Raw genomic sequence first — 13467 nt, forward strand, 5'->3', positions numbered from 1 at the left:
TCCTTATTTGATCAGGGCCGCTTCGGTGAAGGCCTCGAACATCCGCTGCGGGTGCAGCGGAATGGCATTGATGGCAACCCCGGTTGCATTGAGCACCGCGTTGCGTATGGCCGGTGCGACCGGAATCGTCGGAGGTTCACCCAGGGACTTGTTTCCGTACGGGCCGGTTGGGTCGTTGGTCTGTACGAAGTCCGCATGGAGCTCGGGAGTGTCGATGGCCGTCATCAGCTTGTAGTCCAGCAGGTTGTCATTGAGCATCTGGCCGGTCTTCGGATCGAACTTCAAGTGTTCGTAGAGACCGTACCCAAGGCCCATGCTCATACCGCCGTGAACCTGTCCGCGGGCGGTCTGCATGTTGATGATTTTCCCTGAATCATGCACGTTGATAATATCCAGAACCTTTACCTGGCACATCGGGATATCCACTTCGACCTCGGTGAAACAGACACCGAATGAGTAGGTGTTGTCGGTGCAGTGGTGGGACTCCTCGGCGGCGATATGGGTGGAATTGGTAAGGCTGTAGCAGGACTCGATGGCCACATCGGCGACGCTGAGTAGCTTCTCATCCTTGTTGGTATGCACAATGTTGTTGTCCTTGATATCCAAATCCCAAGGATCTTTTTTCAGCATGAAGCCTGCGAACTCGAGGATCTTCTTTCTGAAGGACTCGGCTGTCTTCTTCACCGCCATGCCGGAGACATAGGTTTGTCTTGAGGCATACGCTCCGGTGTCATACGGGGTTACATCGGTGTCCTGTTTGCTGACTACATGGACCTTGTCCACGGTCACTCCGATGGTCTGGGCCGCCATCATGGCAAAAACGGTGTCGGCTCCCTGCCCGATTTCAGTAGCGCCGATCTGCATCTGCAGTGAACCGTCCTGGTTGAGGACCATGCGACAGGCCGATGTCTCCAAGCTGATGGGGTAGACGCCTGTTTTGTAGCAGAAAATCGCCATGCCCACACCCTTTCTGATCGGGCCGCTCTGGTTTGCATAGGCAAGACGCTTTTTTGAGTAGTCGAGGTACTTCTCGCCGCGGTCGATGCACTCTTCAAGGCCGGTGGAGTGGCAGGTGATTGTGGTGATCGGGTCGACATAGCCGAGCTTCATCATATTCTGCTTGCGAAGCATGATCGGGTCGAGCCCGGTCTGCCTGGCAATGTCATCGATGTGGGCTTCCAAGGCAAAACCGATCTGGGGAATGCCGTAGGCGCGCATCGCTCCTGCAGTCGGCAGGTTGGTGTAGACTGTATAGGCCTCGCTCTTGATCGCTCCCACAGGATACATCATGCGAAAGCCGTTGACCGCATTCGCAACAAGGGCGTGGGCGTGGGAGGCGTAGCCGCCTTGGTTGGAGTAAGCCTTGATTGTACGGGCCGCAAAGCTGCCGTCCTTACGGATGTAGCTCTCGATATGGAACTGCATGGCGTGCCGGGTGCGGGTTGAAGCAAAGGTCTCTTCACGGGTGTAGGCAAGCTTGACCGGCCGTCCACCTACTCTCGTAGTAAGAAATGCATTCAGCGGTTCAGTCAGTGCATCCTGCTTGTTGCCAAAGCCACCACCGATGTACGGTTTGATGATCCTGATCTTCCCAAATCCTACACCAAGGGCTTGCGCGCAGACGCGGCGTACGATATGGGGAATCTGGGTGGAGCTGACCACTACGATTTTATCGTTCTCCATATAGGCGAAGGAGTTTGCACTTTCGATGTGGCAGTGGCTGACCACCGGCGTCTCATAGTCTCCGACCACCTTGATCAAGCCCTCTTCCTGGATTGCCTCTTCGAATTTGCCGATCTCGTATGTTGATTTCACCACGATGTTGTTCGGTCGTTCCTCATGAATGACCGTGGCTCCTTCCTTCATCGCATCTTCGACGGTAAGGATGGGAGTGTACTCCTCATAGGTGACCTTGATTTTTCTCACTGCCTCCTCGGCGGCGATTTCATCTTCTGCAATGACGGCGGCGATGTCGTCGGCATAACAGCGAACCCTGGCATTGAGCAGCTTTCGGTCGGCAATATCCTGATGCTTGGGATCGGTCGACCAAGGGTGTCCGGCGGTGGGGAACTGGATGTCAGGGACATCAAAGCAGGTGACAATGTCCACGACGCCTTTGACCTTCCATGCTTCGCTGAGGTCGAACTCCTTGACCCAGCCGTTTGCAATGGTACTGTGCAGCACCTTCGCGATCAGGGCATGGGCGGAGACCAAATCGCCAGTGTATTTCGCTTTACCTGTTACTTTGTCGAATGCATCGACTCGTTTCAGGGAAGTTCCGATTATGTCCATGAAGTCCTCCTTCTAATAAGGAACCAACGTTCGTGCACTCTTCCTGGAATTGAACAACCCGCCATGCATCGGCGGCAAGAAGGGCGACCTTTCTTCTATGTAGGTCAATAATACAACAATCTGCAACAAATACAAGAAAAAACTTGGAGGAGATTCGAAAGAAAACCACCGGTCTTGGTATCGGTTGCGTGTATAATTTTAACATCTTTCTCCCTACGTGACGACTCCCCCGCCTGCATGAGAGTGGGATGGCTTTTCCTCTGGTATCATGAAGAAGCCAAAAAAGGAGTAATGTATGGCATGTCGGCATCCCCAGGAGTTGGTCTGAGCCCGCATTGAACAATTCAGATTAGGTTTTGCCCGACTGTTGGAGCAGGTCGAGCATCCCACGATGAGTACGAACCATGCCTCATTGCAATCGTTTGCTGCTGACAATTCGCTTAGTGGCAAGGAAGTCGAGGTGTTGCGCTTGGCAGCTGAGGGAAAAAGTGACAAGGAGATTGGTTGTGCCCTTTCTGTCTCGATTAAAACTGTGGCCAATCATAATCGCAGCATCTATGCAAAATGCCGTGTCAATGGACGCAACGAGCTGTTGGCCAAACTCTTTTCCCTGTCTGGCAGCTGAAGAGATAGCTTTTCTCTTTTTCAATGGTATGTCACTATAAGCCCATGATTGAATCCTTTATCGCAACCTTGGCTGCCCACCCGGATGTTGAGGCTCTTACGCTTGCAGGTTCCCAAACCGGTCTCGGACCCGACACGCTGTCCGATTATGACCTGTATATCTACAGCCAGCAGCCGCTGCCTTTGGCTTTCCGTCAAGCATTGGCTGAGCAATTTGCTGCAAAGGCCGAACTGCAGAATGACTACTTCGGTCCGGGCGATGAGATGCAGCTCAAGGATGGGACGTTTGTCGATCTGATGTATCGCAATCTCGATTGGGTGGAAGAGGAAATAAAACGCGTCTGGGTGGGCCATCAAGCCCGGGTGGGGTATTCGACAGCCTTCGTGCACAATATCAAGACATCACAGGTGTTGTTTGACAAGCGTGGAAGGTTCACGCAGCTGAAGCAACTGTTGGAGTCTGAGTATCCTCAAGCCTTGCAGAAAGCGATTATCACCAATAATTACCCCTTGCTCAGAAGCAAGCTTACCGCATCCTTTTTCGAGCAGATCGAGCATGCCGTACAGAGAAAAGACTCCATCAGCCTGATCCACCGCACCTCTGCATTGCTTGAGAGCTACTTCGATATTCTCTTTGCCTTGAACAAGCAGACGCACCCCGGTGAGAAGCGACAGGAGGCTTGGGTGCATGCAACCTGCACGTTCATTCCCCCTCTCTTCGATGAGGATATCAAAGAACTTACCCAAAGCATCGGGCATGCCAGCCAACTTGAAGTGATAACCCGGCTTTTGGACCATCTGGATGAGCTTCTGAAGCAAGAGGGGTGGTTGACCTAGAGCCTGTAGACCCGCTTAGGGTTGGTATGCAATATCTGTAGGCAGATGGTTTTCGCTTCATCCAAACCAAGGGAGCCTCTATCCACCAGATTGGAGAACGCTATGGTTGCCTTTCTTCTTTCAGAACATGCCACTTACATTACCGGTGTCGATTACGCGGTTGACGGGGGAGCTCTGGCCTACGGGTTTTAGTACCCATACAGTACGATGAGCAAAGAAGGCAGGGGTGATGATACTCCTGCCTTTTGGTTTGCCCTGCATAGGCAATGACTAGACGGTGAAAGACCGTTGCAGGATGTAGTGTCTAGAAACTGCTAGCTGAAGGCAAGGGCGCAATTGCGAGATTGTGTCTGAAGGAAGCCGAAGGCAAACTTCCGAACCGACGAACAGAAACCACATACAAGGCCGCGATGATGGATGAGTCAGCCAAATGTGATGAAGTCCTCACTACAATCATCGGGGTAAATGTGGCGGTTGCATGGAAGGAAAGTCATTGTTGCTCTTAACAGGGGAGGTCTGCGTCCCGTCTCCCAGCCTGCAATATCGGTGATGACGGGGACAAGGTGCATGGAGTTTCAAAGCGACATGCATTGGTCGGGCGCAGAAGTCAGCAGAGGCCATAGTAGCGGCAAGGAGACGCCGTGAAGGGCCGAACGATCGAACGCTCTTGCGAGCGGAAACGCCGAACCGCGGCAAAGGGGGCGAGATGCAGCTGGAAGATTCCAAAGGGCTGCAGGGAGCCCTGTATTTGGAAGGCGGGAAAGGAAGGAACCTATGACAAGAGAGGGCATGCCAGTGCCGAACACCGAGCTTTGCGAGAGGCTCGTTTCCGACGACAACCTGGCCAAAGCCGCACAGAAAGTCAAGAGCAACCGGGGAGCCCCGGGCATTGACGGAATCCGTGCGGAACAGGCACCCGAGTACCTCGGGGCGAACAAGGAAAGGATTGTCGCCGAGATTCTTGCAAGGAAGTACAAGCCGAGTCCGGTCAGAAGGGTGGAGATACCCAAGGACAACGGCAAGAAGAGACTGCTGGGGATCCCGACCGTGAGGGACAGGATAGTACAGCAAGCGGTGGTGCAGGTGCTGACACCGGTGTTTGAACCGACCTTCAGCGACGCCAGCTACGGCTACCGGCCGGGGCGGAGCGCCGAGGATGCGGTCAGACAGGCGCAAATCTTCATGAGCGAGGGATATGAGTACGTAGCTGGAAGGTTGCCTATGGAAGCCGACCTGTGCGGAAGTTGATAATGTCGTTTACTCGATTTTGGTGTTGTTGCTCTCAGAGAATAATTTCGATTACTACGGGGACGCCCATGTTACTTATCGGCGTTTGTGACAATCCATATTTTTTGTGTTGCATGGGGTTGGGCATTGAGAATAGCTTTTCAGGATGAGTTTTATCACAATCGAGTTTTATTGTTAGAATCATCATAAATATAAATAAATGCACAATATTGGTCTTAAGAAATACATAAATAAAAAAATATCGAAAAATATTCATAAACTACTTGCGTTTTATATGGTCTGTGATATATTTAGCCTATTCCAAAACATTCCTAGGAGGAGACACTATGAAAAAACTAGTCGTTGTACTGTGTACGATTCTGTTGGTCCTTCCCTTGTTTGCCGGCGGTTCCAGTGAAGCTGCAAAGGGACCTGCACAAGAGAAAACCATCGAAACATTCAATCCAAATGAAAAGGTTGAACTGAGGATTAACTGGTGGGGTGGGGAGACCCGTCACAAGGCAACCTTGGCCGCCATCGATGCATTCATGAAAAAGTATCCCAACATCACGGTGAAAGCCGAATATGGTGCATGGGACGGCTGGACGGAGAAGAACGCCATCCAACTTTCCGGCGGTACCGCCCCCGATGTCATGCAGATCAACTGGAACTGGATGTACCAGTTCTCTTCTGATGGATCCAAATTCGTTGATTTGCGCGATTATGACCACATTCTTTCTTTGCAAAACTATGACCAGGGTATCCTCGACCAGAACATAGTAGCTGGTAAACTGCAAGGACTGCCGATTGGTACCACCGGCAAGGTTTTCTATTGGAATAAGTCAACTTTCGACAAGGCCGGCCTTCCTGTACCTTCGACCTTTGCAGAAATTATGCAGGCAGGACAAGTCTTCAAGAATACGCTTGGAAATGACTACTATCCAATGGGTCTGTATGAATATGAACGTATGTTGTTGATGATCTATTACCTCAATGCAAAGTATGGCAAGCCATGGGCTGTCGACAACCAGCTCAACTATTCTATAGCCGAAGTACAGGACGGACTTGATTGGATCAACAGCCTTGAAAAGAACCACGTACTTCCTTCAATTGCAACGATGAAGGGAGATGGCGCCACGGTTCTGGAGAAAAACCCCAAATGGATGACCGGTCGATATGCCGGATTCTATGAATGGGACTCCGCACAATCCAAAATGGCTGCAGCGCTGGAGAAAGACCAGGAATTTGTCATGGGAGCCTTCCCGATGGATCTCGGTCCGAGCAAGGCAGGATTGACCAAGATTACCCAGTGTTTCGCCGTCACCGAAACTTCCAAGCATAAGGCAGCCGCCATTATGTTGCTCGACTTTTTGACCAACGATCCCGAAGGTGTGTTGATCATGGGTACCGAGCGTGGAATGCTTGCAAACAATGCTGCAACAAAAGTCCTTGCGGACAATGGTCTGATGAAAGGTTTGACCTATGAAGGAAACCAGGCAGTACTGAAGGTGAATAACTTCTCCCTCGATCCGAATTTTGAGAATTCCGAACTGAAGGATACCACCGGACTCTACTATGAGGTCTTTGAGAGTCTGAGTGCAGGTGCAGATACCGCAAAGCTTGCTCGGTACATGGTTGAAACCATCAACGACGTATACCAGAGAAACGCATATTGACAAGGTTGGCTTGGCATCTTGGCAAAGGATGCCAAGCCTTTCTATTTCTATATATTAGAGAGAGATGATAATGACACCACTTGCAATTTCCTTGTTGTCTGACTACTACAATGAAAAAGGTATCTCATCAAGCTGTGAAGACCTTGAGGATGCCTTGCTTACCAAAGGGCTCTACGGACATTTGGCTTTGAATCAATCAAATGGCAAGCAGACCGCCTTTCCATATTTCTCAGCTTTGCTGGAGAATTTGGCAGAGCTTCCCAATCCGATGTGCGACCTCTCGTTTCTTATCCGCTTTGAGAGTTCGTATGAATCCAAGGAGCGGTATCCAGCCTTAGTAGAGGCAGCATTTACCTCGGCAAGCCGGAGCAAGCCCTTGGAAACGAGCGTGATGCTTCTTCTTGCCTTGAAGTGGATGGATGAGGAATTTTTTGAGCAGTACAAAGCACTTCAGGACCTTTTCCGTACTGCCGTCAAGCAATGCAAAGCAGACCAAAAATTGACAGCTGAAGAGCAGAAAGTCTTTGACTGGGTCATTTTGAAAGGAATACGGCTTGAACTTTTGGACAGTTATCTGTATCTACCGATGCTGCACTCCTCTCAAGCAAAAACCAAACCGTATATCGATCGCCTGCATGCAATTGAAGTGAAGCAAAGCTTGTATGTGTAAAGGAAACACTCTATGAAACAAAAAATTGCCAAGCAGCTTTCCCACCGAAATCGAAAGAAAGGAATCGATATGGGTAGAGGGTTTCTCTACCTTCTTCCTTGGCTTATCGGCTTTGCTGTGTTCAAGCTCTATCCCATTCTTGCAACAGCAGCCTACAGCTTCACCAATTATAATTTGTTCAACGCCACGTATTCATTCATCGGGTTGAAGAACTATGAATCAATCTTCACATCGTCGCGGTATATGAACTCATTCGCAGTGACATTCAAATATGCCTTCCTTACCGTTCCCTTGAAATTGGCGTTTGCCCTTTTTATTGCCCATATCCTCAACTCAAAACTCAAGGGGATTAAATTTTTCAGAACCGCCTATTATATTCCTTCCATCCTCGGAGGGTCGGTTGCCATCGCTGTGTTATGGCAGTTTGTCTGGCAGAATGATGGTTTGGTGAACCAAGTCCTCGGCTTTTTCGGAGCACAGAAGGTGAACTGGCTCGGTGACCCGTCGTATACACTGTATGTAGTAAGTCTGCTCAGGGTATGGCAGTTCGGATCGGCAATGGTTATGTTCCTGGCCGCCCTTAAGAACGTGCCTAAAGATCTATACGAAGCTGCGATGATTGATGGAGCCAGCAAGGTCAGGACCTTTTTCTCTATCACCATCCCCCTGATCTCGCCAATTATTTTCTACAATATCGTTACCCAGCTAGTACAGACGTTCCAAGAATTCAATGGTCCGTACATTATCACCCAGGGTGGTCCTATGGGTTCCACAACCCTCATCACTCTGCTCATCTACCAGAATGCTTTCAAGACCTACAACATGGGCATGGCCAGTGCTCTTGCTTGGTTGCTTTTCATGATTGTCGCAGTCTTGTCTGTGATTGCATTCACCAGTCAGAAATATTGGGTGTACTACAACGAGGATTAATGCCATGGAAACACGTAAGAAAATTGCAGAAATTATGAAATATACCATCCTGATCTTTATTGGCTTCCTAATGCTCTATCCAATGCTGTGGATGGTGGGCTCATCGTTCAAGAGCAGCAATGCCGAAATATTCTCATCGATCAGCATTTTACCGAAGAACCCGACCTTTGATGCATATAAAAACGGATGGTTTGCCTCAAACTATCAGTATGGACGCTATATGATCAACACGTTTTTGTTTGTTATCCCAAAGGTGCTGGGTACTGTTCTTTCCTGTGTAATGGCGGCCTACGCCTTTACCCGATTCTCCTTCAGGTCACAGAAGTTGCTCTTCGGGCTTTGTATATCAACACTCTTTCTTCCGCAGGTGGTACTGAATATCCCTCAGTTCCTTCTATTCAACAAGCTTGGGTGGCTGGACTCCTTCAAGCCATTGGTCATTCCGAGCTTCTTCGCTGTTGATACCTATTTTGTATTCATCCTCGTTCAGTTTATGAGAACTATCCCGATGGATCTCGACCAGGCGGCTTTCCTGGACGGGTGCAACTCTTTGCAGAGACTTCGGCATGTCATGGTTCCCATGACTGTTCCGGCGATTGTGTCCGTCGTGCTATTTCAGTTCATGTGGAGTTCCAATGACTTCCAAGGGCCGTTGATCTATCTCAACTCGGTTTCCAAGTATCCCTCTTCCTTGGGGCTTCGGCTCATTATGGATGCAGAAAGCGGATTTGAATGGAACAAAGTACTCGCCATGTCGGTAGTAACAATATTGCCCTCTATCATCGTATTTTTCCTGGCTCAGGATTCATTTGTAGACGGCATTACAGCAGGAGGAATAAAAGGATGAGCAACATTACTCTTGTCATGCAGGTTGTTGAACCACGATTTGCAGTGTTTATGTTGGAAGGAAGCGGCAAGTTCTTGACCAATGAGAACTATGAAATCTTTATAAACGGGACGAAGACCGGTGTATCCAACAAGGTTGTCGAGACCCTGTACGACCTGCTTCCTCAGACTGCTTACTCCCTGGATATTGTTATGGGGGAGCAATACTACCATACAGAATTCACCACTGGAGTCGAACTGGTCACCTTGGATGTCCATCGATTCGGCGCCAAGGGTGATGGAAAGACCGATGATACCAGTGCCATTCAGGCTGCGATACTCTGTTGCCCGGCAAACGGGCGGGTGCTTGTTCCTCAGGGTGATTATCGGGTGGGAAGTCTGTTTCTGAAGAGTGATATCACTATCGAGGTTGCAAAAGACGCCACTTTGAAGTTCACCACCGACAGGAAAAAACTTCCAATTCTTCCGGGCTTGATTGAAACCACCGATGGCAAGGGCGAATATAATCTGGGAAGCTGGGAAGGAAATCCATTGAATACTTTTGCTTCCTTGTTCACCGGCGTCGGGGTTGAGAATGTCGTCATCACCGGCCAAGGTGTTTTGGATGGTGAAGCCTCGTTTGAAAATTGGTGGAAGGATGAGGGCCGCATCAAGATTGGTGGAGCCTTCCGTCCGAGAATGATTTTTCTCAACAACTGCAAGCACATTCTCATACAGGGTTTGACGATCCAGAACAGCCCCGCATGGAATTTGCATCCGTACTTCAGCGAAGACACCAAATGGATCAATTTGACTGTGTTGAACCCGAAGGTCTCACCGAACACTGATGGTATTGATCCGGAGTCGGTAAATGGTCTTTTGCTGCTTGGTGTCCATTTTTCCCTTGGAGATGACTGTATCGCCATCAAGGCTGGAAAAATCTATATGGGTAAAAAGTACAAGGTTCCTTCCCGCAACCTTGAAGTCCGTCACTGCCTTATGGAGAACGGTCATGGGGCTGTCACCATCGGAAGTGAAATGGCTGGAGGCGTATACGATGTACTGGCTAGTGATTGCGTGTTCAGGAATACCGACCGGGGGCTCAGGGTCAAGACGAGAAGGGGGAGGGGAAAAGACGCTGTGGTAAGCAATATCACCTTCGAGAATATCGATATGGATGGAGTGCTTACTCCTTTTGTCGTTAATTCCTTCTACTGGTGTTGCGATCCCGACGGTCACAGCGACTATGTACGCAGTAAAGAATGCCTTCCTGTAGATGACAGAACACCACGCATCAAGGAATTGACATTCAGGAATATCGATGCCCGAAACTCAGAGGTGGCAGCGTGTTATTTCCATGGGCTTCCCGAAGCTAAAATTGAGAAATTGACACTGCAGAATGTGCATGTAGGATTCGCAGAAGAGGCAAAACCAGAATATCCGGCAATGATGGCGGATCTTGATATGTGTATTAAGAAAGGGTATGTGATTAAAAACGTCAATGAACTGGTTCTTGATACCGTGACGATTGAAGGGCAGGAAGGGCTTGGTTTCTTGTGCGAGGATATCGATATACTACACACACAAGGGGAAATGGAATGCGATTTGCAGTAACCGCAACCCAGACGAACATTGGTTCGAGACTTCCTTTTGTTTTTCAAGGACCTTTTTCGGAGACATTTCCCAAGATCAAGGCCTGTGGATTTGATCAGGTCGAGATTCACTTGCGTGACTCCTCTTGCATTGATCGGGTTGCTCTGAAGCGCTTATTGGATGCGCATGACCTGGATGTCTGCTCGATTGGTACTGGTGAAGCGTATAGCGTCGATCGTCTGTTTTTATCCAGCGATGACCAAGCGGTTCGGGAACAAGCCATTCAACGGGTCAAGGAGCATTTGGTTACTGCCTCCTACTTCAACGATGCAGTGGTGATTATCGGACTGCTGCGGGGGAATATCAAGGACTGTTCGAGCAGGCAGGCATTTGAGGCAAACCTACGGACAAGCCTTGAGGAATGCCTTGATTCAGCCGAAACGGAGAAACAGACGCTCGTAATCGAGCTGATCAATCGCTATGAAGCTGATTTCCTGCATACCATCGAAGAAGGTCTTGCATTCATATCTTCCTTCAATTCTCCGTATTTGAAGTTGCATATCGATTCATTTCATATGAATATTGAAGAGTGCAATGTTCGTAAGGCGATTCTCAAAGCCGGGCCTGCTATAGGTCATGTCCATGTGTCGGATAATGATCGTATGTATGTAGGTCATGGGCACTTTGACTTTGGTTTGTTTTTCTCGGCCTTGCAAGAGGCCGGGTATCGTGGAGCTGTTGCCATTGAAAGCCTCCAAGGGCCCGATGCAGTAACCTCGGCGACTCATTCCCTGTCAAATATGAAGAAATGCCTTGCACTGGCGACTTGTCCTGATGATACTGATAGCAAGGAAGGGGTACGATGGCAGAGAAGAGTTTGACAGCAACAGCATACGACGTAATCAAGAAGCAGATACTCAACTGTGTTATCCTTCCAGGGGACCGTATTGACGAGCAGATGATTTGCAGTGCATACGAGATAGGAAAAACGCCCTTTCGCGAGGCCATTATCCGTCTGGTAGCCGAGCAACTGGTCGAGGTGATCCCGCGCAAGGGTATGTATGCTTCTCGTCTGGATGCGAAAGAAATCTCCGAGGTTTTCAGTTTTCGTAAGATTTTTGAACCTGTTACCGTCTGTCAGAATCTGCATTTGGTTGATTTGAACGCCTTGGAAGATAACATTGAGCAACTGAGAATGTTATGCAAGAACATTCCGCAAGTGGATGCAGAGACACTGTGCACGTGTGACTTTGAATTTCATCACATTCTCGTCTCCTCGGCGCACAATACACGATTGGACCGCTCATTTGTTCCCGTTTTCCAGGATGCGTATCGAATCAGCATGCTCAATGGGTTGCGCAATGAAATCAATAAGGAAACGTGGGTCGAGACACTGGAACATCACAAGCTCATCTATCGGGCGATTATGGAAGAGAACACCGATGAGATAGCTAACGCGTACAACTTCCATTTGAACTATTATCTATCCTCTGCATTGCGGACGATCCGCAATTTGAGCACGAACACCTAATAACGGAGCAACCGATGAATAACACACAATTGATGGCCACTTCGATGGTCACCCTGTTTAATACGCACAAGCGTTCCTGGCACTATGTAACCGAGCTCACCCTGCAGAGTTTGTATCGAACATCGGTGGTACTCGGTGACCAAGCATTGAAAACGTGGACTCTCAATACTTACGAGCCGTTCATCAACAACGACGGAAGCATCAACGGTCATGTCATGGACGAGTACAGTCTGGATTTGGTAGCTCCTGGAAAGTTCTTATTCCCCATGTATCAGGAGACAGGTGAAACTCGTTACGTGAAGGCTATGCAGACCATTGCCCTGCAGCTTGAAAACCAACCTCGCACGGAGGAAGGTGGATTCTGGCATAAGCTACGCTATCCGCATCAGATGTGGCTGGATGGATTTTATATGCAGGCTCCGTTTGCCGTCCAGTATTACAAGATGCAAGGCAGCCTTTTAGCATTGCTTGACGACTTGGTATCTCAATTTGAGCTGATGTACAACAAAAGCCTGGAGCCCAAGTCAGGTCTTTTGCTCCATGCCTGGGATGAGAGCAAGTCCATGCCATGGTGCAATCCTGAAACCGGCCTTTCCGGTTACGTGTGGGGAAGGGCGCTTGGATGGTACTGCATGGCGTTGGTGGATATTCTCGATTACATCCCACAAACCGATGAGTATTTGCAATACCGAAACCGTCTTGCAGTGCTGGTCTCATCTCTTGGTGCTGCAGTCTGTTCTGTGCAGGATGTCCAAACCGGTTTGTGGTGGCAGGTTATGGACAAGCCGAATGAAGGTGACAACTACCTTGAGTCTTCTGCCTCGGCAATGTTCTCGTATTTCCTGCAAAAAGCAGCTCGCAAGAACCTTGTTACCGATCCTGTTGGTTGCAAACAGGCTGGTGTCAGGGCTTTTGAGGGCATGCTGATGCACAAGACGAATATCGATGAGCAAGGAATTTTACATGTGAGGGATATCTGCAAAAGTGCAGGACTCGGCAAAGCACTGGATGTTAACCCGTATCGAGATGGCAGTTTCTCCTACTATACTTCAGGCGAACCCAGAGTCACTGACAATATGCATGGTACCGGTCCGCTTTTGCTTGCTGCATTGGAGTATGAGTATGCAGACAGACTTGCTTGATACTCCAGATTTTGGGAGCTCCGGCCTGAGCCGTACAGTACAGTGATCCAAGAAGGCAGGGGTGATGATACTCCTGCCTTTTGTTGCAGAATAGCTAAGGAGCTGTGCAAATATAAACTA

12 protein-coding genes are annotated in these 13467 nt (G+C 49.2%); 11 read left to right on the top strand and 1 reads right to left on the bottom strand.

All coding sequences use genetic code 11. The annotated features are described in order from the left end of the window. Positions 1-3: 3 nt before the first annotated feature. Positions 4-2292, bottom strand: a complete 2289-nt coding sequence (gene xdhA / locus B3K89_RS08065; protein ID WP_293892588.1) for a xanthine dehydrogenase subunit XdhA — start codon at positions 2290-2292, stop codon at positions 4-6. A gap of 391 nt (positions 2293-2683) precedes the next feature. On the opposite strand from xdhA, the gene B3K89_RS08070 reads away from it, so the two are divergent. From B3K89_RS08070 to B3K89_RS08120, 11 genes are all read left to right on the top strand, one after another. Beyond that, positions 2684-2917 (top strand): helix-turn-helix transcriptional regulator, encoded by a 234-nt coding sequence (locus B3K89_RS08070; RefSeq protein WP_293892585.1) that lies wholly within the window; start codon positions 2684-2686, stop codon positions 2915-2917. Between the two features lie 44 nt (positions 2918-2961). Further along, entirely contained in the window at positions 2962-3753 is a 792-nt protein-coding gene (locus B3K89_RS08075) for a DUF4037 domain-containing protein (protein WP_293892582.1), read from the top strand. Between the two features lie 789 nt (positions 3754-4542). Next, positions 4543-5001, top strand: a complete 459-nt coding sequence (locus B3K89_RS08080) for a reverse transcriptase domain-containing protein (protein WP_345907238.1) — start codon at positions 4543-4545, stop codon at positions 4999-5001. A 326-nt stretch (positions 5002-5327) separates the two neighbouring features. Beyond that, positions 5328-6656, top strand: a complete 1329-nt coding sequence (locus B3K89_RS08085) for an ABC transporter substrate-binding protein (RefSeq protein ID WP_345907239.1) — start codon at positions 5328-5330, stop codon at positions 6654-6656. A gap of 70 nt (positions 6657-6726) precedes the next feature. Continuing rightward, on the top strand, positions 6727-7326 hold the full coding sequence (locus B3K89_RS08090) for a hypothetical protein (protein WP_345907240.1): 600 nt from the start codon (positions 6727-6729) through the stop codon (positions 7324-7326). A 12-nt stretch (positions 7327-7338) separates the two neighbouring features. After that, positions 7339-8256, top strand: coding sequence for a sugar ABC transporter permease (locus tag B3K89_RS08095; RefSeq protein ID WP_345907241.1), 918 nt, complete (start codon positions 7339-7341; stop codon positions 8254-8256). A gap of 4 nt (positions 8257-8260) precedes the next feature. After that, positions 8261-9103 (top strand): carbohydrate ABC transporter permease, encoded by an 843-nt coding sequence (locus B3K89_RS08100; RefSeq protein WP_345907242.1) that lies wholly within the window; start codon positions 8261-8263, stop codon positions 9101-9103. Further along, positions 9100-10695: a glycoside hydrolase family 28 protein gene (locus B3K89_RS08105; protein ID WP_345907243.1), complete on the top strand. Its 1596-nt coding sequence runs from the start codon at positions 9100-9102 to the stop codon at positions 10693-10695. Before B3K89_RS08100 ends, B3K89_RS08105 begins: the two co-directional genes overlap by 4 nt. Beyond that, positions 10680-11555, top strand: coding sequence for a sugar phosphate isomerase/epimerase (locus B3K89_RS08110; protein ID WP_345907244.1), 876 nt, complete (start codon positions 10680-10682; stop codon positions 11553-11555). The genes B3K89_RS08105 and B3K89_RS08110 overlap by 16 nt, the downstream gene beginning before the upstream one ends. After that, positions 11537-12205 (top strand): GntR family transcriptional regulator, encoded by a 669-nt coding sequence (locus B3K89_RS08115; RefSeq protein WP_345907245.1) that lies wholly within the window; start codon positions 11537-11539, stop codon positions 12203-12205. The genes B3K89_RS08110 and B3K89_RS08115 overlap by 19 nt, the downstream gene beginning before the upstream one ends. Positions 12206-12219: 14 nt before the next feature. After that, on the top strand, positions 12220-13347 hold the full coding sequence (locus B3K89_RS08120; protein WP_345907246.1) for a glycoside hydrolase family 88/105 protein: 1128 nt from the start codon (positions 12220-12222) through the stop codon (positions 13345-13347). Positions 13348-13467 lie beyond the last annotated feature (120 nt).

Source organism: Sphaerochaeta sp. UBA5849, from assembly GCA_002432715.1.
Taxonomy (GTDB): Bacteria; Spirochaetota; Spirochaetia; order Sphaerochaetales; family Sphaerochaetaceae; genus Sphaerochaeta.